Here is a 22,985-nt window from a genome sequence, read left to right on the forward strand (position 1 = left end):
CATCACCAGTGCAATTTATTTCCAGCTATATACAGGAGTTTGAATCATGCGATTGGATTGCTGCTGTTCTCGGATAATTTTCTGTAAGCGTTCCACCGTGGATGGAGAAAAAAAATTTTCTCTAGTTTCTTCATCCACACGAGCAGGCACATTTTCCACTAAGATCAATTTACCCTCAATCTCTAGTACATAAGTGACTGTTTTTTCGACGAGTTTAAGTTGGCGATCGTCCATTATTGTTTTCTCCTTATAAACTCTCTATCTATCATTAATCCCTATTTTCTCAAATCCGATGACTTACATTCTCACGGCCCAAAACACCAGCCATCCTCAACAACTAGGGGGTAAAGGTGCTGCCCTCGCCCAACTCCAGACTCTCAACTTACCGATTCCTGACTGGTTTGTCGTGTCACCTAGCGCATTTTACGATAGCTTAACCGAGGAACAACAGGAGATTTTAGCAACAGGCACTATTTCCGAGGTTATTGCAGCCTTGCACCTAAATGATAAGGCAAAAGCAGAATTAGCACAAGCCCTAAAAATCCTATCTCCCCATGGGGAACCGGTAGCCGTGCGCTCTTCTGCGGTAGATGAAGATGGAGCCGACTATTCCTTTGCGGGACAATTGGAGAGCTTCCTATTTGTGCCTGTGGAAGAAGTAGGCGATCGCATAGTCGAGGTTTGGCGCTCTGGATTCGGCGATCGCCTCCTAGCCTACCGTCAGCAGCATCATCTCGGCAACCCCAAACCCCCAGCCGTCCTCATCCAGCGCATGGTCAATGCCGAAGTTGCCGGAGTCGCCTTTGCAGCCGATCCCGTCACCGGTCAACGGGGAGTTACAGTCATTAGCGCCGTATCAGGAGTTGGGGATGCTTTAGTTTCCGGAGAAGTCGATGGACAAACCTACCGCATTGATCGCCAAGGAAAGGTACTTTCAGCACCAGAAGCCAACCCTTTATTAAACCCAAAAACACTCCAGAAAATAACCGATCTCATGCGTCAAGTTGGAGCGCATTTTGCTCGCCCCCAAGATATAGAATGGGCAGTAGAAAACGACCAGATTTATTTACTGCAAGCAAGACCCATTACCGGATTAGCAAAACTCCCCGATCCCGATGGTCAACTCAATCTTTGGGATAATAGCAATATCGCCGAAAGCTATAGCGGAGTCACTACCCCCTTAACCTTTTCCTTTGCTCGTCGAGCTTATGAGGAAGTTTACCGGCAATTTTGCCTGTTAATGGCGGTAGATAAAACAGTAGTGGAAAATAACCACTCAACCTTTAATCGCATGATTGGCTTAGTTAAAGGGCGCGTTTACTATAATCTGCTCAGTTGGTACAAAGTTTTATCTCTCCTGCCTGGCTTTCAAGTCAATCGCCGATTTATGGAACAGATGATGGGAGTCAAAGAACCGATTTCTGATGAAATTTTAGAGTCTATTGGCATTCAGCCCAGTCAAAAACCAACCCTCTCGGTGAAAGTTCTAGATAGCTTGCGCTTGTTGAAAACAGTTGTCGGTTTAGGACTAAACTTTATCATCTTACCCGCTAAGATTAAGCGATTTTATGGGCGATTGGCGCAAGTCTTAGGTCAGAAATTTAAAGAATTAGAGTTACAGGAGTTACGCGCCGATGAATTGGTAGAGCATTACCGAGATTTGGAGCGGCAGTTATTACGCAGTTGGGATGCGCCCTTAATTAATGACTTCTTTGCCATGATTTTCTATGGCATTTTGCAAAAGTTATGCCAATCTTGGTGCAACGATAGCATGGGCACATTGCAAAATGATCTAATTAGTGGTGAAGGAGGAATGATTAGCGCAGAACCGGCGATGCGAGTGAAAGAATTAGCTCGGTTGGTAGCGCAAAATGAGGCACTGACTCAAGTTTTCTGTGAGGGGGAATTAGGGGTGATTTTGTCCCATCTGGAAAAATGCCCAGAGGTGCGGCGAAAATATGAAGCGTATTTAGAAAAATTTGGCGATCGCTGTTTGGGAGAGCTGAAACTGGAAAGTCCCACCCTATTCGATCATCCTCTACCCCTTTTGCGATCAGTCGGTCAACTGGCAAAATCTGGGCAAAACCTTGATTCCGTCTCGGTTTCCGGGGAATTACGCCAAGCAGCAGAGGCCAAAATTGGGGAAAAATTGGGCAACTTTAGTTTAAAGCGATCGCTGTTTGATTGGGTGCTGTATAATGCCAGAGAGCGAGTGCGCGATCGCGAAAATCTCCGCTTTGAACGAACCCGGTTATTTGGCCATGTGCGCCGCATTTTCGTAGAACTCGGTAAGCGCTTCGCTGCGCTCGATCTACTAGAGAATGATCGCGATATCTTTTATCTCGAAGTCGTCGAGATTTTAGGCTTTGTAGAAGGAACCAATACTTGTACTAATTTGCAAGGTTTGGTACAATTGAGAAAGGCAGAGTTTGCCGCATATGTGCAAAATGAGGAAATCGGCGATCGCTTTGAAACCCGTGGCATCGTTTACCAAGGCAACCGTTTCCAGGAAAACCGCCCTTCGATGGTCAACTCCGATAACTCGGACACCTTACAAGGGTTAGGCTGTTGCCCCGGCATCGTCGAAGCCCAAGTCAGAGTCATTACCAATCCAGAAAACGCCATCCTAGAACCCGGTAGCATTCTCGTTGCCGAACGCACCGATCCCGGTTGGATTATGCTCTTTCCGGCTGCATCTGGCGTATTAGTCGAACGAGGGAGTCTGCTCTCCCATTCTGCCATTGTTGCCAGAGAAATGGGCATTCCCGCCATTGTTTCCCTTCCCGGAGTTACCCATTGGTTGAAGGATGGAGATTGGGTAAAAATGGATGGCAGCACGGGAAGGGTAGAGCGAATTACAGGGCAAAGCACTGTAGTGGGGGAATGGGGGAATGGGGGAATGGGGGAGTGGGGAGACTCAATCTAGCGAGTGAGGTATTCTAGCGATCTATAAAAATGTAGGGAGCAAGATGCTCCCACTCCAGTAATATCACTCAGATTGAGGGAGTGCGGGCATCTTGCCCGCTAGTCCAACCCCTCAACTAAACTGGCTCTTTTTTTCCTTGAGCAGAGAGGGCCAAGGAAGGACGGCGAGAGGGTTTGCCTTGAATTAAACGCAACAGGAAACGACCGAAACCATGGATATAGGTAAACAAGGTAGGGACAACAACCAGCGTTAATAAGGTCGCTGTAGTCATGCCGCCAATTACAGAGATAGCTAGAGGCGATCGCACCTGAGAGCCTGCCCCTAACTCTAAAGCAATAGGGATCATCCCCGCAATCGTCGAGAACGTGGTCATAAAAATCGGTCGCAAACGAGAGATTCCAGCAGAAATAACCGCCGGTTTCAGGCTCATTCCTTGGTCGCGCATGTTCGCTAAGGAACAATCCACCAGCAGAATCGCATTTTTAGTCACCAATCCCATCAGCAGCACAATGCCAATCAGGGCAAACAATCCCAGCTCCTTTTGGGTAATCATCAGCGCCAGCAAAGCGCCACCCACAGATAGGGGCAGAGCCGCCATAATCGTGATCGGATAGACAAAACTGTTATACAACAGAACCAAAATCGCGTAGATTCCTAGAACCGCCAGACCCAGGGAACTCGCAAACCGGGCGAAAATATCCCGCATAATCTCCGCATCTCCAGAGGGTTGCTGTTGTACATCTGGGGGGAGATGGGTCTCTAACCACTCATTAATCGGCTCCATCGCTTGCCCCAGGGACAGCCCTTGTAAATTAGCGGCTAGGGACACTTGACGCAGGCGATCGAATCGGTCAATTTGGGAGGGGCCGCTACCGATATGGATATCCGCTACTGCCATTAGGGGAACTACGCCCCCATTTTGGCTGGGAACGCGCAAATTCCGCAGGGTTTCCATATCATTGCGAGATTCCGTGGCAATTTGCACGCGAATAGGAATTTGGCGATCGGGGAGATTAAACTTAGCCAGGTTAGCATCATTATCGCCAATGGTAGCTAAAGAGGCCGTGCGGGCGATCGCCTCCACCGACACCCCCAAATCTGCCGCCCGTTTCGGGTCTGGGGTAATTAATAACTCCGGTTTCACCAAACTAGCACTTGAATAAACCTCTACTAAACCGGGGACTCCCCGCATAAAACTCTCTAATCGATCGGCCGTACTCTCAAGGGATTCTGGATTTTCACTATTAAGAACCACCAACACATCAGAGGAATTTCCAGCCGCGCCCTGGGATTGGAAGCTCACCCTAGCTCCGGGAATTTCCACAAACTTCTGGCGCATTTCCTGCTCAAACTCTTTCTGGGAAACTTCCCGCTCTTCTTGGGGCAACAGATTAACCGTAATTAAGGCTTGATTAATTCCCGTTCCTCCTTCTCCCGCACTGGCTAGGGCACTTCTAAAAGCTGGGTGTTCTTGGAGAATTGCGGTAGTTTTCTGCATCACCTGATCGGTTAAGGCCAAAGGCGATCCAGGAGGCAACTGAATCGTTACCCGACTTAACCCCCGGTCATACCCCGCAAATAATCCGGTGGGAATCAGGGGAACCAATTGCAACGATCCGACAAAGAAAGCCACTGCTATTATCAGGGTAACGATGCGATGGGATAAGGCCCAACCGAGAAGTCGGCGATAGGGATGAAAGGTTTGTTGACCAAGGCGAAAACCACGATCAGCTAAATCTGAATCGAGGCGATCGGACGGGGAATCTAGGTTATATTCTGTCCCTAATGAAGTCCCTTTTACTTTCTTTCCTTTGAGTAAATACGCTGCCAACATTGGGGTTATGGTTGTGGCTACTAAGGTAGAAAACATGGTGGAGACAGCAACCGTCACAGCAAAGGGTTGGAAAAATTTACCCGGAATTCCCCCCATAAAGGCAACGGGGAGAAATACAGCCACAATGGTAGCCGTAGTCGCTAAGACAGCCAAACCAATTTCATTGGCCGCATCTAAGGCGGCTTGGAAGGGACGCTTACCCATCTGAATGTGCTGGGTAATATTCTCAATCATACAAATAGCATCATCCACCAGGTTCCCCATGGAGAGAGCAAGACCCAGAAGGGTCATATCATTGAGGGTATAATCCAAGGCTCTCATCACCATGAACGTAGGTACAACCGATAGGGGTAAGGCCAAGGCGGTAATCACAGTCGCCCGCCAATCTTTTAAGAAGAGGCCTACAGTAACTACAGTGAGCAACGATCCCAAAATCAGGGCATCAATCGAAGCTTGATAGGAGAGGCGAGTATAGTCAGCGTTGGTGAAGATGAGTTCGAGTTGGATGTCTTCGGGTAGGGTTTCCCGCAGTTGGGCGACTTTTTTTTGTACTCCTTCTTCTACACTGACGAGAGTAGACCCGCTACTGCGCCAGACGGAGAAGCCCACAACGGGAGTTTGTTGTACCTCTGGATTCCCTTTGATGGTTAACCGGGAGAGTTGACGGGGTTCAGCAAATCCATTATGAACCTCTCCTAAGCTGGTGAGGGGAACCGCTTCACCACTGGGGAGAACAATACGGTAGGTTTTCAGGGTGTCTAGGGTGGCAGCACTTCCCAGGGTACGGATGCTTTTTTCTGTACCGTTGGTTTGCGATCGCCCTCCAGGGAGGTTAATGTTAAAGGCGCGAATTTGTTGGTTAACTTCACTAGCCGTAATGCCCAAAGCTTGCAGCCGAGTAGGGTTAAGGTCGATGCGGATTTCTTCATCAACGCCACCAATACGGTCTACTCTAGCCACACCCTGAATGGAGAGCAGGGCGCGGGTAATGTCCCGGTTTACCAGGTCGCTCAGTTCTTCTACCGAACGGTTGGGAGAACTGACCGCATAGCTGATCACCGCTTGACCGATAAAGTCAAGTTTTTGAATAATCGGGTCTTCGATATCTTGGGGCAGGGTTTGCCGAATTTGGGCGATCGCATTGCGAACGTCGTTGGTGGCTGTATCGCTATTGACTTCCAGCTCAAAGGCGATGGTGGTCGTGGATTGACCATCAATAACCGTGGAACTAATATCATCCACTCCCTCTAGGGAGGCGACAGCATCTTCAACTTTTTTGGTCACTTCGGTCTCTAGTTCCGTCGGCCCCGCTCCCGGTTGGACAATGGTTACGGAAACAATGGGAACATCGATATTAGGACTTTCATCGATTCCCAATTGGGTAAAGGAAAATATCCCGACTATTCCTAAAATTAGGAATAGGACGAGGGTGGGAACGGGTTTGTGAATTGACCAGGAGGAGATTTTGAAAGACATTGCTGGAGGAGTGGGGGAATGGGGGAATGGGGGAGTGGGGGAATGGGGGAGTGGGGGAATGGGGGAGTGGGGGAATGGGGAAAGAATATCCCCGTGTCTGCGCGTCTGGAGTATCCGGCTAATTGACGGTAGGATTAAGGGCGGTGCTATCACCGACGCGGACGATATCGCCTTCGTTGATAAATCCTGCACCTAAAACAACGATGCGATCGCCTAAATTCAGGCCTTGTTTAATTTCTACTTGGGTGGACTCTCCCCCTAGGGTTGAACCCACTTCGACCTTGCGGGCGATCGCCTGATTATTTTCATCTACTTGATACACAATAGCGCTGCCATCAGCTTGAGGTTGCAGGGCCTCGGCCGGAATCACCAACCCTTGCACCATTTGCGCGGTAATACTCGCTTGTAAAAACATCCCCGGTCGCAACACAGAAGACGAAGGCAAATCAACCTTCACCGTCGCTTGGCGAGTATTGGCATCCACCAGGGGGGCAATCTCGCGAATTGTACCTTTAATGTTAATCCCACTATTGGCATCCGAGGTTAAGGTTACCGGGGCCCCAATATTTACCTGACTCAGTTGGGTTTCTGGGATTTTCAGTTCCAGTTCCAAAGCACCCTCGTTAATCATCCGAAATAGGGGCATTTCCGGGTTCGCCAAATCTCCGACCCGCGCAATCCGTTCGCTGATGACACCACTTGCTGGGGCTGTCACCTGGGTGCGGGAGAGATGGGTTTTGAGTTGTTCCACTCTGGCTTGTTGGCTTTGTACTTGGGCTAAGGCCGTATTCACATTAGCGGTCATGCTGGCGATGGTGGCTTGGGCACTGTTGACATTCGCCGTCGCACTGCTGATTCTGGCTTGAGCGCTATTCACATTTGCCTTGGCTACTTGCAGGGCTTCTCTAGTATTTTTGGCTTTCGTGCGGCTTAAATCTACTTCTTGGGTGCTAATGGCTCCTTCTGCGGCTAAAGTTTCCGAGCGCTGTAAATCCCGCTCTGCTTGTTCGAGTTCCGCTTGCGCTTGGGCTAAAGAGGCGATCGCCTGTTGTTTGCCCGCTTCGGCTTCCACTTTCGCCGCCAATGCCCCTTGTAGCGCAGATTTGGCCTGTTCCACTGCCGCTTGACGCTCTTGCACCACCGCCCGACTCGCTTCACCATCTGCCTGCGCTTGTTGCATTTGGCTTTGCAGTACCGCATCATCTAACACAACTATAACTTGCCCTTTTTCCACCCAATCCCCTTCATCCACTAGCACTTGACGGATTTGTAAGTCCATCACTTGAGGAAGTATGGGCAACAGGTCATACGCAGTTACTGTACCAGTTGCCGTAAATGTCCGGGGTATTTCCCCTAATTCTACTGTAGCTAGGGTAACGGTTTGTACAGGAGCTGCCCCTTGAGCCGTCACGGGTTGGACAGGATTCGGTTCAGAACGGTTCAGGCCATTCAGAGCATACATCGTCAATGCTCCTACTGCTAGGCCAATGCCTAAACCCAAAAATAATCCAGGCTTTTTATCCTTGCTGGTTTGAGGATCTATGTTTTCAGTCATTAGAGGGTCTTGGGTTTCAGTTGGTTTGGATAAATCTTCTATCTCACTGACTGGGTGTTCGCTCATGATAAACCTCTGATGTGGACACTTTAGGTTTAGGCATTGGCCTTGCCTAGGATGGAGTAATCTTTATTCCTTCTTTATATTATTACGCATTGTTAAGCTTGTCGCGCAAGTCTATCTCGCTTCCATTGCCATGTCTTGGGTCAATCCATGGCAAAATAGGAAGTCCAGAGGTCAAGAGGTCAAGCCGTGGATTGGTGGAAGAAACTGCGTAAAAACCCCCTAGCTCAGATCGGGGCCCTCATCCTGATTCTGTTCTATGCTGTAGTCATTGGTGCGGGTTTTTTTGCCCCTTACAGTCCCTATAGCTCCCAACTCGATGGCTCTCTGCTACCCCCCACACCCATTGAGTGGTTTAATGAGCAGGGACAGTTTGCGCCGCGAGTGTATCCGGTAACTCAGGGAGCAACAGATTTAGATACGGGCGATCGCCCCCTAATTATAGACCGCGATCGGCCCTCACCTCTTCGTCTCTTGGTTCAAGGAGAGGACTATAAAATCCTGGGCATCATTCCCGCTAATATCCATCTATTCGGCACAGAAGGGGAAGGGCGAATCAATCTCTTGGGCACAGATAGCCAAGCTAGAGACCAGTTCAGTCGTCTCCTCTGGGGCGGTCAAATTAGCCTCAGTATTGGTTTAGTCGGAATTTTGATTTCTTTTCCCCTAGGAATGTTTGTCGGCGGCATATCGGGGTATTTTGGCGGCTGGATTGATGCCATTTTGATGCGCTTAGTAGAAGTCTTAATGACCATTCCCGGTATTTATCTCTTGGTTGCCCTGGCTGCGGTGATTCCTCCCCAACTCAGCAGCGCTCAAAGGTTTCTGCTGATTGTGATGATTACGTCCTTTGTCAGTTGGTCAGGACTGGCACGGGTGATCCGAGGACAAGTGCTATCAATTAAAGAACAGCAATTCGTCCAAGCCGCTAAAGCCATGGGAGCAAATCCAGTTTATATTATTGTCCGCCATGTCTTGCCCCAAACTGCCACCTATGTGATTATCTCTGCAACCCTAGCTATTCCTGGGTTTATCGTGGCTGAATCGGTGTTAAGTTTGATTGGTTTGGGTATTCAACAACCCGATCCCTCTTGGGGTAACCTCTTGTCAGCCGGAACCAATGCCTCAATTTTGGTCTTGCAACCCTGGTTAGTTTGGCCGCCTGCGGTCTTGATTATTTTAACGGTTCTCTCGTTTAATTTGTTGGGGGATGGGTTGCGCGATGCCCTCGATCCCAGGAGTTTGCGGGAATTTAATTAAATCATGGGTTTGATTTCAGTAATTATTCCCGTTCTTAATGAAGCGGATCGGATTTTGTCTACTGTAGCAACAGTTCAGCAAGGGACAGATGTAGAGATCTTTGTGGTGGATGGAGGATCGACTGATGGCACGGTGGAGCGTTTAAGACGGGCAGGTATTGTGGTGATTGAGACGACTCCGGGAAGGGGACATCAGATGAATGAAGGCGCTCGGAAGGCGAGGGGGGAGTATTTGTTATTTTTGCATGGCGATACCCAACTCCCGGCGGAGTATGACCGATGGGTGCGGGATATTTTGCTGCAACCGGGAGTGGTTGCGGGAGCGTTTGAGTTAGCGATAGAGGGGGAACATTGGGGTTATCGGGTGGTGGAATGGGGGGTGAAGTGGCGATCGCGCCTTTGTCAATTGCCCTATGGAGATCAAGCCATTTTCTTATCCCGTGCGGTGTTTGAGCAAGTGGGAGGATTTCCAGAGTTACCGATTTTGGAGGATTGGCAGTTGATGCAAATGCTGAAATCCTTGGGAAAAATTGCGATCGCCCCCCTACCCGCGATCACTTCTGCTCGACGCTGGCAGCGTTTGGGGATCTGTAGCACCACGACGATCAACCAAGGCGTATTGATTGCCCATTTTTTAGGCGTTGATCTCCATAAAATTGCCCGTTGGTATCGACAGATGCGTTAATAACTAGGAATGAGTAGGGCTACATTGGAGTTTTAGGGAACAAGGAATAGAAATTAAGGTCTATTCCTAAATCTTGCTGCGTGACAGTTTACGGGGTGCAACGGCTGTTATTTTATATCGGACTCCAGGCGATCGCTTTTTTTCTCGCGAACAACAAGACAAGCTGCAACACCTAATGACTCAGTTTCAGGAGAGTTTAGATACTGGAGATCCTCTTGCGGTTAACACTCAGCAAGAACTAAATCACCTGGTAGAAATGGAATGGGAAGCAGCGATCCAACATTCTCAAAACCTTCTCCAACAAATCCAATCCCAACCCAATCATAGTGATTAAACGTCGTGAATCCCCATTATCCCACCGTTGCTGAACGTGCTGGACATCAATGCGAGTATTGCCACGCGCCTGAAATAGTGTTTAACCCTCGTCAAGATCGTTGGGAAGAATATTTTTCTATGCAGAGAGACCCTCCTTTTGAAATTGAGAGCAAAACATCTATTGGTCGTGCAACAATAGAGTGCTTACATCTCAATTCATTGCTACAGACCAGAGCGAGAGAATTATGGATTGCTTTAGGATTGTTATGATGTCTGTTTCTCTGGCCTGTCCTAAGCAACTCCTTTAACCTTAACCCTTACACACCCTTACTCAATACTCGCTTCTGCTTGATGAACGATCGCCCTTAATGCATCCACCCGTTCCTCGCTCGCACTTGTCCACAAACCGCGCTGATGCGCCTCTAATAGCCGCTCGGCCATATCTCGCAGCGCCCAAGGATTGTGTTTTTCCACAAACTCCTGTACCTTCGGATCGAGTAAATACGCCTCGCTTACGCCCTCATAAATATGATCCGCCACACAATGAGTTGTGGCATCATAGGCAAACAAATAATCCACCGTTGCTGCCATTTCAAAGGCTCCTTTATACCCGTGTCGCATGACACCGGCGAGCCATTTAGGGTTGATGACTCGCGATCGATAAACCCGGTTAATTTCCTCTTGCAATGTGCGAATTCTCGGATGATTCATGACCGCATGATCGCCAAAATAAACCGTGGGATTTTTCCCCGTTAATGACCGCACTGCGGCCGTTAATCCCCCTTGAAACTGATAGTAATCATCGGAATCTAACAGATCGTGTTCCCGGTTATCTTGATTGTGCAAAACCACCTGTAAATCTTGCAACCGTTGGGCAAAAACTTCTGGGACACTTTGACCTTCCCCTTGCCCCGTGTAAGCGTAACTGCTCCAATTCAGATAAGCGCGGGCTAAATCTTCATCGCTGCGCCAATTTTGGGACTCAATCAAACCCTGTAACCCTGCACCATAAGCGCCCGGTTTCGAGCCAAACATGCGATAGTGCGATCGCCCCTTTGCTTGCTCCTCACTTAACCCCAACTCTCGCCATTTCTGGGTTTCCCGTCGCACTGTCCCCGCTAAAGGGTTGTCCTCTTCCGGTTCATCCAACCCTGCAACCTTCTCCACCACCTGATTAAACAAATCGATCAAATTCGGGAACCCATCCCGGAAAAATCCCGAAATTCTTAGGGTTACATCCACCCTCGGCCGTCCCAAAACCGACACCGGAACTACCTCAAAATCCACCACGCGACGAGATGGGCCATCCCAAACCGGTTGCACTCCCAACAACCATAAGGCCTCCGCTAAATCTTCCCCTCCCGTCCGCATCGCTGAAGTTCCCCACATGGATAACCCCAGTGTCTTCGGATACTCCCCATTTTCCTGGGTATAGCGTTCAATCAACGCTTCCGCAGCTTTCCGCGCCATTCCCCAAGCCGTTTCCGTGGGAATTGCTCGAATATCGACAGAGTAAAAATTACGACCGGTTGGCAGCACCTCCGCCCGTCCCCGCGTGGGAGCGCCCGATGGGCCACTGGGGATGTAGCGCCCATCTAGTCCGCGCAATAGGTTAGTTATTTCTTGCCGGGTGTCTTGTAGTTGAGGATACAGGGTTTCGGCGATCCAGGTTAATTCATTCTCCGTGGTAGGGGCGGGTTTACCAACCATCTGGTCTTCCCACCCAAATATTCGTGAACCCGCCCTTACAACATCTTGGTCTACTTCGCGACATAAAACACCAATCATATCGTCTTCGCACCCAGATGTAAGGGCGGGTTTCAAACCCGCCCCTACCAACCATTGATCTACATAATGTGCAGCTAATGTTTCCAATTTCTCCACTACATCCCCCACTTGGTGATAAACCCGATCTTCAATCACTACTGGAGGGTCTAACCGCGTCGTCGGCTCAGTGGTTAGGGGGTCAAAGTCTAAACCCAAATCCTCCGCTAAAGCACGGGTAATTCCCTGGGGACGGGAGCGGGAAATGGCAACGATTAGATCTCGCAGTTGTCGCCCTTGGGGACATTGGCCGAAAATATGCAGACCATCGCGAATTTGCGCTTCTTTAAGTTCGCACAGATAGCCATCAATGCGGGTAGAAAGTTGGCAAGTCACCGCAGTTAAGTCTTCTGGTGTTAAGCCTAAATCTTGGTCGAGATGTTCTTGACGGATAAGTTGGGTGATTCGAGATTGGATAGCGGGTAGTCGGGAAGGGTCTAAACTATCGGCTTCATAATATTCATCGACTAGGGTTTCGAGCTGTTGCAATGGGCCGTAGAGTTCGGCGCGAGTGAGGGGTGGGGTAAGATGATCGAGGATGACGGCTTGCGATCGCCGTTTGGCTTGCGAACCTTCCCCCGGATCGTTCACAATAAACGGGTAAAAGTGTGGCATTGCCCCTAACGCCACCTCCGGATAACAAGATTCAGACAGAGCCAAACTCTTACCGGGTAACCATTCCAAGTTCCCATGTTTGCCTACATGAATCACCGCATCGGCTTGAAAGATGTCTTTAATCCACTGGTAAAAGGCCAGATAATGGGGAGTGGGTTCTAGGTCTGGCGCATGGTAATTTAAGCTTGGGTCTAAATCGTATCCTCGCGATGGTTGGATACCCACAAACACATTCCCCAAATTCAACCCGGCAATCGCAAACCCTGTAGGGGCGGGTTGACCAATATTTTGGCCTCCCCACCCAGATGTTTGTGAACCCGCCCCCACACCACCATCCCCGATACAACCCCATCGGTTATTAATTCCTTCTTGCACCTCAACCGGCAATTGCTCAAACATCTGTTCATAATCATCTTGAGATAGGAATATTCCCCCCATTCCCCCATTCCCCCATTCCCCCATTCCCCCATCCCCCCATCTCCCCATCCTGATCTCATTCCCCTCCAAGTCATTCGTCACCCCTGCGGTTAAGCGAGTGATTAAATCCTCTCCGGTTTTCGGCATATCCTCTAACTGATATCCTGCCTGTTGCAAAGCTGCCAGAATTTCCACGCAACTAGCGGGAGTATCTAACCCAACACCATTGGCCAGCCTCCCGTCACGGGTGGGATAATTGGCGAGAATGAGGGCAATTTTGCGCTCTGGGGCTGGTTTTTGTCGCAGTTTCACCCAGTTGGACGCTAAGTCAGCCACAAAGTTAACCCGGTTAGCAACGGGTTGGTATTGCACCACATCGGTTTGTAGAGGTTGATTATAGGTTTGTGTCGCCTTAAAGGAAATGGCGCGGGTGATAATTCGGCCGTCTACTTCTGGTAGGGCGATATTCATGGCAACATCTCTGGGTAAGAGTCCCCGGTTTCCTGCTTGCCATTGCTCGACGGTGGAGCTACTGAGGATGACTTGGAGGGTGGGCACATCTAGGGTGGGGAAAAATGAGGGTGTTGATTCCTTGGTTTGTAGGGAATGAATGGCGAAGCTGGTGGTATTGAGTAGAACTTGGATGGGGTCGTTGTCTGGGGGTTGGAAAAGCTGTAGAATTTCTTCTTGACAGTGGCGATCGCGCAACGAAGAAACAAACACCGGCACTGGCCTTAACTGGCGCTCGACCAAAGCCTGACACAGGAACTCAATTGGAGCCGTATTTCCGGCGCAATAATGGGCACGATAGAAGAGAATCCCCACTTTTGGCCAATTTTGCCCTACATCCTGATTTTGCGGCAATACGCCCACTTTAGGAACGGGTTGAGGTTCAGCAATGTTTTGGATTTCCCACCCTGTAGGGGCGGGTTTCAAACCCGCTCCTACTAAAAACAACAACCCATTGCGAATATTCTCCACGCCCCCCTCGCTCCAATAGCGCCATAATCGGTTAACCCAATCCAGAGAAACCGTCGAATGGCTCATCAATTCAATATCCGGGGAATCATCACCAGGCATCACCACCAAAGCAATGCCCTGATTTTGGGCTAATTCCTTCACCACCTCTAAACCATAAGACCAATAGGCACGTCCTCCCAACAGACGCACCAAAATCACCTTTGCGTGCTGTAATACCCGCTCTGCATAATCATCAATCGACAATTGCTGCACCAAGTGCAACAGATTCGCCACCCGAATATCGGGAAACTGGGGCGGAAGATGGGGAAGGGTAGCGGCTAAGGTTTGAATATCTGTATCGGCTGCGGTGAGAATAATGATAGGAGCTGGAGTTTGTTCGAGGATAACTACTCCTTCCTCTTGGGGATTCCATCCTCCCGGAGTTGCGGCAATTCGATGCATTGTGAGTATCAACCTAATCTATAAGCTAAAGGGTCAAAACCTAAAAGTTTCCCAACGTTTCAGGGGGGTGGGGATCAAAAACAGCATAGGATAAGTAAATCGGAAAATGGTAAGGCTTCTTACCCAGAGACAGGAGTAGAATTCATCAACTGTGGTGTCCGGTCTCCTCCTCGATCTGCCGTATCTTCATGTATCCTGAGATCTTCTTGCCAAGCAATAGTAATGCTACCTCATCGAATTTTAGATTACAAGACCTTTAAACAACTTTATGTCTTGTTACAGGGTAAGGCCGATATGTTGGGAGAGGCTGCAATCTGTATCACGGAGAGAATTTTAGAGCAAACAGATTCCTCTTGGAATTATGGGCGATCGCAGTTTTTAGTTTTAGTGTCTCCAGCTTTGAGGGTACTGTTAATTGGTACGCCTCTGGGTCAGTCTTCTGTACATGAGTTACCTTATCTTCAGGTTGAATTTACTTTTGATACTCAACCGATCGCGGTCTTTCTTAAACAACTGGTTCGGGAATTATCCGATCCTTCCGTTGTCACTCAAGCTTTAAGAAAAGTGATTCGCACTCCTCAAGCCAATTCTGCTTATTTGCAAGGAGAGTTGATGCTGCAAGTTTTAAACCGTGTAGAGGAGTCAGAGTCCAGTTGGCAAGATAGTTCGGGTAGCGCTTTTGTACATCCAGCTAGGCAGGAAAGGCTGTTTTATCAGATTATTGCCCAAATGCAACAGGGAGTCGAGTTACCGACGATTTTATCAACTGCCATTGAGGAAGTACGCAGTTTGATACAAGTCGATCGACTTTTGATTTATCAATTTGATATCTTTTATAGCAGCGAACCTAAATCTATTCCAGGGGATAAAAAATGGGGATCTATTACTTATGAAGCTAAGGGAGGGAGTTCTATTTCTCCAGTTCTTCATCTCACGGAAGAAAAATCTTGTTTTGTTTATGGATGTCAAGGGAGGGAAAAGTATCAACAAGGATGGGTTGCTGTTATTACTGATGTGGAGGTAAGCTATCGCGATTCTCCTTGCTTGTTAGATCTATTGCGTCATTATAATGTTCGTTCTAAGTTGGTGTTTCCTATTCTAGTTCGCAAACAAATTTGGGGATTAATTATTGCCCATCAATGTCACTATCCTCGACGCTGGCTAGAATGGGAAAAACAAACGGTAAAACGATTAGCGGATTATTTGGCGATTGCCATTGAGCGATCGCAGTCAGAAAAAGGACTAGATCCGCCCTCTGCCGCTTATGAATCTATGGATCAAGAAATGGATATCGATGCATTAGAGCTTCAGTCTAATCTCTTGAAAAGCCAGATCCAAAATCGGATCAAGAGTGAGTTTTTGGCGGCGATTAGCCATGAACTCCGCACTCCATTAACTTATATTATTGGTATGTCTGCTACATTGCTTAGATTGGCTTTTTCTGCGGATCTATCTGGGCAAAATTTAAGTGTTGATAAGCAGAGAAAATATTTACAAAAAATTCAAGATAGTGGTAGACATCTCTTGTCTCTAATTAATAATTTACTGGATTTATCCCAGTTGGAAGCGGGTAAAGCGGTACTGAATATTCGTAAGTTTTCCTTGACTAACTTGGTGCGTAATTGCCAAAATACCCTGCAAAGCCTATGTCAAGATAAAGGGGTGAGTTTGGTTGTCAATATTTATGTTAATGCCGATGAGGATATCTTTTTTGCCGATCAATATAGAGTGCAACAAATTTTGCTTAATTTATTGAATAATGCCGTCAAATTTACAGAGGAAGCGGGGACGGTCACCTTAACGGTTTGGCGAGAAGAGGATACGGCGATTTTTAGGGTGGAAGATACGGGAATTGGTATTGATAAAAATGCTTTTTCTTTCTTATTTGAAAAGTTTCAGCAGTTGGAAGCGGCTTATGAACGTCAATATCCGGGTATGGGGTTAGGATTAGCTCTGACGCGGCAGTTGGTGGAATTACATGGTGGCATGATTGAGGTAGATTCGACTCCAGGGGTGGGATCGGTTTTTACGGTGAGTTTACCTTCTCAACCTCAAGGTACGTCTTTAAAAAATGCTGTGCATACATCCTTAAATCCCTGGACATCTAATATTCCCCTCGGACGCTTGGTTTTAATTCAAGATAATGAACAAATGGCTTGGGAAATTTGTGATTTGCTAACCGCAGCCGGATATCAAGCGATTTGGTTGTTGGATGGGTCAACGGTGACTCAGCAAATTGAAGTGTTGCGACCTTTGGCGATTATTACAGAAACTCAGTTGCCGGATATGAGAGTTCAAGAGTTAATTACTATTTTGCGAAATTCGACCACCACTTATAAAATTAAAGTGTTGGCGATCGCCGATGCCTCTGAACAACAAGAGTTATCCCAAGATCCTCTCACTGAGCCTGATGTGTATCTGAATAAACCCTTGCAACTCGAAGAACTCCTACAAACCCTTAGCCGAATCCTCTCGCCAAAGTAATGCAGCTATCCGAACTCTTCCCCCTACAGGGATTAATTGTATCTTGCCAAGCGCCGATTTCCTCTCCCCTCCATGACCCCTCGGTAATTGCAGCGATGGCCAAAGCGGCTCTCAATCAAGGGGCAATCGCAGTGCGGATTGATACCCCGTCCCACATCCAAGCCGTTAGAGAACAAACGGACAAGCCCATTATTGGTCTCTGGAAGCGCCAATTTCCCGATTGTGAGATCTATATTACGCCCCAGTTTGACCAAGCCCTAGAACTGGCCCAAGCAGGCGCAGATTGGATTGCCCTAGATGCCACCAACCGCCCTCGGCCAGGAGGCGAAACCCTACAGACCCTAATTGCCCAAATTCATCAGCAGCTCAATAAACCCGTCTTTGCCGATGTGGATAGTCTAGAATCGGCTCAAGTGGCCTTTGAGGCTGGAGCAGATTTGCTGGCAACCACATTATACGGATATACCCCCCAAACTCAGCACCTGACCCCCCCAGGATACAATCTCCTAGAGCAACTGGTGCAACAGTTCAGTTGTCCCATTGTCTGTGAAGGGGGAATTAGTTCTCCAGAAATGGCCCAAAAAGCGCTAGATTTAGGGGCAACCGCAGTGGTCGTCGGTACAGATATCACCGGAATTGACCAGAAGGTTAAATCTTATCAACAAATTTTGTCCACTCCCAAATCCGTGAGATATGCTGAATAAAGTCGTCAATTGACTTAAATAATTATGACCATTTCTCTAGCGAAAGGACAAAAAGTTTCTCTGGAAAAAGCATCCCCAGGTATTGAAGCCGCTTTTGTTGGTTTAGGCTGGGATATTAAAGCGACAGATACGGGGGTGGATTTCGATCTGGATACCTCGGTTTTTCTCTTAGGAGCCAATGAAAAATTGGTGTCTGAGAAGCATCTGATCTTTTACAATAACAAAAAAAGCCCAGATGGGGCAGTAGAGTACATGGGGGATAACCGCACTGGTGCGGGTGAAGGTGATGATGAAGTCGTCATTCTTGACTTACGCAAGATTGCCCCAGAGGTGATGAAAATGGTCTTTACCGTGACCATTTATGAGGCAGAACAACGCAAACAAAATTTTGGCCAGGTGAATAATGCTTATGTGCGTTTGGTGAATGTGAAGACGAAAGAAGAGGTCATACGCTATGACTTGGATGAGGATTATTCCATCGAAACGGCGATGATTATTACAGAGTTATATCGCAAAGATGGAGAATGGCGGATGAATGCGGTCGGTGCAGGGTATGGTGGTGGACTACAAGCCCTTTTAGACCGCTATAGTTAATCAGAAAAGGGGCGATTTCCTATCTCCTGACTGGTGCAAAAAATTTAGCTTAAGAAAGCTCCCTTAAAAGTAGGCATGGAAAGGCGTAACCCATTCCATAGCCTGCTTTCAGGGGGCATTCCCTACCCAGTTTTTGACAACTGGGTTTGATCGGGACACAAGCATCACTAAATGGCAATATAGCACAGATAAGCAAAAATGCCATATTTTTTGCAATATAAGTCTAGAGGATAGGATGTGAAAGCCTAAATTCAGTAAGTCTTCCAAAGATTTTAAAAGACAAAAAATCGTAAATCAATCAATTTCTATTAAGTTATGCTATAACTAAAGAGTCCTGATTACGATCCAAGGAGGGAAAATCAAATGGAAGAGGCTTATCCCTCAATGTCTCGCAGACAGTTCCTGAACTTTCTGACAGGAGCAACGGTTGCCAGCACTGTGGTGGCTGGCCTTTATCCGGCGGTTCAATTTTTCCTTCCCCGTCCCGAAGCAGACGAGCAGGGTGGAATTTTGGCGAAGGATATCCATGGAAAGCTAATCCCTGCGAGCCAAATTTTAGCGGCTCCTGCTCACAGTCGTGCTTTGGTGGCTGGCTTGAGTGGAGAACCGACCTATCTAACGGTTACAGAAAAGGGTGAATTACATCCCTGGGGCATTGTGGATAACTGTACCCACCTGGGCTGTACATTCCCTTGGAATGCCAATGAGAATCAATTTCAATGTCCCTGCCATGGCTCTCTCTATGATGCTGAAGGTCGAGTGCTACGGGGCCCAGCTCCCTTACCTTTGCGTCTAACCCATGTGAAGACTGAAGGGGAATATATTCGGCTTTCTCCTTGGACAGAAACCGATCCCCGGACTGGGAAAACGCCTTGGTGGGTTTAGGGAAAATCTCTCTGTGTCCTTTGTGTCTTTGTGGTTCCTTGCCACGAAGGCACAGAGATCGTAAAGTAAAACTCATGTCTAAAGATCATCTCAGCCAACTAAAAATAACCGTCTTAGTTGAAAATTGTGCCAGAGGTCGAGGGTTACTCGGAGAGCATGGCATCTCGTTTTTCATCGAAGCAGATGGCTATAAGATTCTGTTTGATACGGGACAGGGGATGGCATTACGCCATAATGCGGAACATTTAGGCATTGCCTTATGGGATCTTGATGCGATTGTTCTGAGCCATGGCCATTACGATCATACGGGAGGATTGCCCAGTTTAGGGAGGTTCCCGGAAGATGGCCCGGTTTTGTTTCTCCATCCCCAGGCGATTGCCCCAAAATATAGCCCCAGAGGGAATATCGGCTTGCTTGACTCTGAGCAACTTCTAGCCGATTATGGCGATCGCATCGTCTGGACTCAAAACCCTACAGAAATTTGTCCCGGAGTCTATGCAACCGGAACCATTCCCCGCACCCATCCCCTAGAAAATACCGGGGGATCATTTTGGCAAGATGTTGAACACAATCGGGTCGATCCCCTTTGGGACGATCAAGCGTTATATTTGTATAGTCCGGAGGGGTTAGTGGTGCTGTTCGGTTGCGCCCATGCCGGAGTAATCAATACCCTGAATTATATTACCCAGATTGCTGAAGTTGAACAGGTTTATGCTGTTATGGGAGGAATGCATCTCTTAAACGCTAATGAGCAGCGCGTGCAAGCGACGGTGGATATCCTGAAGCGCTATCAGGTGCAACGGATTGGCGCAAATCATTGTACGGGAATGAAGGCGATGAGTTGGTTATGGCATGATTTGGGCGATCGCTGTATAGAGGCTCATGTGGGTACACAATGGTTTTTTGGGGAGTGATGAACCTGATATTAAATCTGAGTAGCTGTCATTGGACTGATGCGAATTCTGTTAGTAGAAGATGATCCCGAACAACTCGAACCCTTACATTTTGCCTTAACCCGTGCCGGGCATATTGTCGATGGCGTGAACGATGGCGTTGATGCCCAATGGTTAATCGGCGAAAAAGAGTATGATTTACTGATTTTAGATTGGATGTTACCGGGAAAAGACGGGGTTGCTCTTTGCCAATTTTATCGCCAGTCAGGGAAAAGTGCCCCCATTTTAATGCTCACGGCTAAAGATACTACCGCCAATAAAGTAGAAGCTTTAGATGCTGGCGCTGATGATTATTTGGTGAAACCTGTTGATCTTGAAGAATTTTTTGCCAGAGTACGCGCTCTGCGACGGCGATCGCCCCTTTGGGTGGGCGATATCCTACAAGTGGGCGATTTATCCCTCAATCTCGATACCCTATACTTAACACGAGGCGAACAGAGCCTGAAATTATCCAGTCGAGACTTTCAACTGTTAGAAATCTTGATGCGAAATCCCGGACAAGTCCTCAGCCGCGATCGCCTAGAACAAGCCCTTTGGGAATGGGGCGCAGAGCCAGAAAGTAATGCGGTTGCTGCCCGCGTCAAGCGGCTGCGAAAGCAGTTACAAAAACTCCAGGTAGATCACTGGATAGAAACCGTTTATGGTATGGGTTATCGTCTCGAAATCTGCAAAAGTTAACCTGATGTTATGAGTAACCCTAGGCGATTTTTTTCTCCCTGGTATCAACTCCCCATTCGCATTCGAGGCACTCTGATTATTGCTATTCCAGTGTCTTGCCTGTTTACCGCCATATCTGCATTTGCTTGGTTAAATGCGAGTTTAGTTGAAGATGAAAAATGGGTGCAACATACACAAAATGTGCGCCTAGAAACCAAACAGTTACTTAATGGATTAATTGATGCTGAAACTGGAGTCAGGGGTTATGGATTGACCTTAAATCCAGAGTTTTTAGAACCTTATAAAAAGGCGATCCGAATTATCCCAGACTCTGTAGAAAAACTAGAAATCCTAGTCTCTGACAATCCGGAACAAACTAAACGGTTGCAAGAGATTGAAGAGATTACTAATAAAAATCTAGCAATTTTTGATAAAAAAGTCACCTTCAAAAGCGAACTCAAACGGATGGATTTAACCACCGATCAATGGGTTTCTATGGCTTCCCTCTCGAATTGGTTAGATGAAGGAAAAGCCACCATGGATCGAGGGCGAGATTTAATTAATCAATTTGCAGAAACGGAAGAAATCCTGCTCAAAGAAAGGCAACAGCATCAGAATTTATATCGGCGGATTACCTGGACAATTTTACTGGTTTCTGCGGGGTTAGGAGGGATAGGTTTTTTCGCTTCCATACATTTATTTTACCAACTGGATCGAGAATTAGCCAGTCGAGAGCAAAATTTACACGAAAGTAATCAGCAACTTCAGCGCTTTACCGCCAATGCATCCCATGAATTGAGAACGCCCTTAGCAGCCGTTTTGAGTCAGGCTCAAGTGGGATTAATGATGTTAGATGATTTGCCAGAATCAGGGGATTTACAAGAAGTGAGAGTTGCTTTACGTCCCCGATTTGAGAAGATAGTAAAATTAGCTAAAACCATGAGTGATTTGATCGCTCAATTGCTGTTTTTAGCTCGCCATGAAGGGGGACTAGATGCCCAATCTTTACAAGATATTAATTTAGCTGAACTCATGATCAGTTTGTCGGTAGATTTTGCCCCCGAAATTCAGCGAAAGGGGTTACAATTCAAGGGCGATTTGATTGAACCTGGGGTTTGGGTTAAGGGGGAGATTAATTTACTCCGGCAAGCGATCGCGAATCCGATCAATAATGCTTGCCAATACACTCCCCAGGGTGGTACAATTGAATTGAGTTTGTTTACTGAAAATCATTGGGCAATCATTCGGGTTAAAGATACGGGAACGGGAATTCCAGAAGCAGAAATTCCTCATATTTTTGAGCGATTTTATCGTGTTCATCAACCCGGCGATCGCTCCTCGGTTAAGGGTTTTGGTTTAGGATTAGCCATTACCCAGCAAATTATACAATTACATGGCGGAACCCTTACCGTCTTTAGTGCCCTCAACCAAGGTTCAACCTTTCAAATTTCCTTACCGTTATCAGTCATGGAGGAAAAATGACCCAAATCATCCCTTGGGGTAAACTCTTGGCTCAAGATGCCACTGGATATTTAATTAATGATTGCCATATTGATAACATTACACCTCCCTGGACTCTCTTAGTAGAAGAACTGCGAGAGAGAGTTCAACAGACTTGGTTAACTCGCTTACAAACCCTCTATTTACGCGGCTCTGTTCCTCGCGGTTTAGCCCTTCCCCAAGTCTCCGATCTCGATAGTTTTGCCATTTTATTTGGGGAAATTTCCGATCTAGATCGCTCCCTTGCGCGTCAAATTTGCAGCCAACTCCAAAAGCGATATCTGTTTTGCCAAAAAGTAGAACTGATTCTCTTAACTCAGGCAGATATTGAGCAGCAGCACTCAATTTGGCCGAGCATTATCCAAATTAAAAGCTTAAAAATTGCTGGCGAAGATCTCCCCATCCGTTTGCCCCAATTTAAGCCGGGACATTCCCTCATTAACTATGCCTACACTTGGGAAATAGATTTAGCCCAAACTTTGGATATTTTATCTCAATTGTCACCCCAGAATAGCCGATTTTCAGCTCAGATGAAAAAACAATGCCGTTGGATTATGCGACGGATGGTGAGAACGGGATTTGAGTTGGTGATGGAGCAAGACCAAAGTTATACCCCTGATTTATATTATTGTTATGAACGGTTTGCGCTCTATTTTCCGGAGCAACAGAGGGAGATGGCTAAGGCTTTACAATTGGCCCTTTTTCCTTCAGCAAATCGTCCGGGTTTAATGGTATTTTTGCGGAGGTTTGGGGGGTGGTTGGTGGAGCGGGTGATACAGCGCTTTGCGCTGTGATGGGGAGATGGGGGGATGGGGAG

The 22,985-nt window shown here is 47.5% G+C and carries 16 protein-coding genes; 12 read left to right on the top strand and 4 right to left on the bottom strand.

Annotated features, from left to right (window positions below):
• Window positions 1-15: 15 nt before the first annotated feature.
• Window positions 16-234 carry a hypothetical protein gene (locus AC3FZD_RS08715; protein WP_488739755.1) on the bottom strand — a complete coding sequence of 73 codons (219 nt, stop codon included), beginning with the start codon at window positions 232-234 and terminating at the stop codon, window positions 16-18.
• A 58-nt stretch (window positions 235-292) separates the two neighbouring features.
• On the opposite strand from AC3FZD_RS08715, the gene AC3FZD_RS08720 reads away from it, so the two are divergent.
• Window positions 293-2,926 (top strand): PEP/pyruvate-binding domain-containing protein, encoded by a 2,634-nt coding sequence (locus AC3FZD_RS08720; protein ID WP_488739756.1) that lies wholly within the window; start codon window positions 293-295, stop codon window positions 2,924-2,926.
• 115 nt (window positions 2,927-3,041) lie between these two features.
• Here AC3FZD_RS08720 and AC3FZD_RS08725 read toward each other — a convergent pair whose 3' ends face one another.
• Window positions 3,042-6,236, bottom strand: coding sequence for an efflux RND transporter permease subunit (locus AC3FZD_RS08725; protein ID WP_488739757.1), 3,195 nt, complete (start codon window positions 6,234-6,236; stop codon window positions 3,042-3,044).
• A gap of 118 nt (window positions 6,237-6,354) precedes the next feature.
• Window positions 6,355-7,857: an efflux RND transporter periplasmic adaptor subunit gene (locus tag AC3FZD_RS08730; protein ID WP_488739758.1), complete on the bottom strand. Its 1,503-nt coding sequence runs from the start codon at window positions 7,855-7,857 to the stop codon at window positions 6,355-6,357.
• Between the two features lie 186 nt (window positions 7,858-8,043).
• Between AC3FZD_RS08730 and AC3FZD_RS08735 the strand changes: the two genes are divergently transcribed.
• The 3 genes from AC3FZD_RS08735 (at window position 8,044) to AC3FZD_RS08745 (ending at window position 10,132) form a co-directional block, all read left to right on the top strand.
• Complete coding sequence (locus AC3FZD_RS08735; protein WP_488739759.1) at window positions 8,044-9,114, top strand: ABC transporter permease; 1,071 nt, start codon at window positions 8,044-8,046, stop codon at window positions 9,112-9,114.
• Between the two features lie 3 nt (window positions 9,115-9,117).
• Complete coding sequence (locus AC3FZD_RS08740; RefSeq protein ID WP_488739760.1) at window positions 9,118-9,798, top strand: TIGR04283 family arsenosugar biosynthesis glycosyltransferase; 681 nt, start codon at window positions 9,118-9,120, stop codon at window positions 9,796-9,798.
• Window positions 9,799-9,871: 73 nt separating this feature from the next.
• Window positions 9,872-10,132 (top strand): hypothetical protein, encoded by a 261-nt coding sequence (locus AC3FZD_RS08745; RefSeq protein ID WP_488739761.1) that lies wholly within the window; start codon window positions 9,872-9,874, stop codon window positions 10,130-10,132.
• Window positions 10,133-10,440: 308 nt separating this feature from the next.
• Here AC3FZD_RS08745 and cobN read toward each other — a convergent pair whose 3' ends face one another.
• Complete coding sequence (gene cobN, locus AC3FZD_RS08750; RefSeq protein WP_488739762.1) at window positions 10,441-14,391, bottom strand: cobaltochelatase subunit CobN; 3,951 nt, start codon at window positions 14,389-14,391, stop codon at window positions 10,441-10,443.
• A 222-nt stretch (window positions 14,392-14,613) separates the two neighbouring features.
• Here cobN and AC3FZD_RS08755 point away from each other — a divergent pair, with 222 nt between their 5' ends.
• The 8 genes from AC3FZD_RS08755 to AC3FZD_RS08790 all read left to right on the top strand — a co-directional run bounded on the left by AC3FZD_RS08755 (window position 14,614) and on the right by AC3FZD_RS08790 (window position 22,962).
• Window positions 14,614-16,875 (top strand): hybrid sensor histidine kinase/response regulator, encoded by a 2,262-nt coding sequence (locus AC3FZD_RS08755; RefSeq protein WP_488739763.1) that lies wholly within the window; start codon window positions 14,614-14,616, stop codon window positions 16,873-16,875.
• A complete protein-coding gene (locus tag AC3FZD_RS08760; RefSeq protein WP_488739764.1) occupies window positions 16,875-17,579 on the top strand; it encodes an N-acetylmannosamine-6-phosphate 2-epimerase in 705 nt (234 codons plus the stop codon). Before AC3FZD_RS08755 ends, AC3FZD_RS08760 begins: the two co-directional genes overlap by 1 nt.
• A 24-nt stretch (window positions 17,580-17,603) precedes the next feature.
• Window positions 17,604-18,173: a TerD family protein gene (locus tag AC3FZD_RS08765; RefSeq protein WP_488739765.1), complete on the top strand. Its 570-nt coding sequence runs from the start codon at window positions 17,604-17,606 to the stop codon at window positions 18,171-18,173.
• 363 nt (window positions 18,174-18,536) lie between these two features.
• Window positions 18,537-19,058 (top strand): cytochrome b6-f complex iron-sulfur subunit, encoded by a 522-nt coding sequence (gene petC / locus AC3FZD_RS08770; protein ID WP_488739766.1) that lies wholly within the window; start codon window positions 18,537-18,539, stop codon window positions 19,056-19,058.
• Between the two features lie 74 nt (window positions 19,059-19,132).
• The gene (locus AC3FZD_RS08775) at window positions 19,133-19,972 is read left to right on the top strand and encodes an MBL fold metallo-hydrolase (protein WP_488739767.1); all 840 of its coding nucleotides are present in this window, start codon (window positions 19,133-19,135) and stop codon (window positions 19,970-19,972) included.
• Between the two features lie 39 nt (window positions 19,973-20,011).
• Window positions 20,012-20,689 (top strand): response regulator transcription factor, encoded by a 678-nt coding sequence (locus AC3FZD_RS08780; protein WP_488739768.1) that lies wholly within the window; start codon window positions 20,012-20,014, stop codon window positions 20,687-20,689.
• Window positions 20,690-20,698: 9 nt separating this feature from the next.
• Window positions 20,699-22,150 (top strand): sensor histidine kinase, encoded by a 1,452-nt coding sequence (locus AC3FZD_RS08785; RefSeq protein WP_488739769.1) that lies wholly within the window; start codon window positions 20,699-20,701, stop codon window positions 22,148-22,150.
• Window positions 22,147-22,962, top strand: coding sequence for a hypothetical protein (locus AC3FZD_RS08790; RefSeq protein ID WP_488739770.1), 816 nt, complete (start codon window positions 22,147-22,149; stop codon window positions 22,960-22,962). Before AC3FZD_RS08785 ends, AC3FZD_RS08790 begins: the two co-directional genes overlap by 4 nt.
• Window positions 22,963-22,985 lie beyond the last annotated feature (23 nt).

The sequence above is a fragment of the Roseofilum sp. KMC-1 genome (assembly GCF_057802075.1).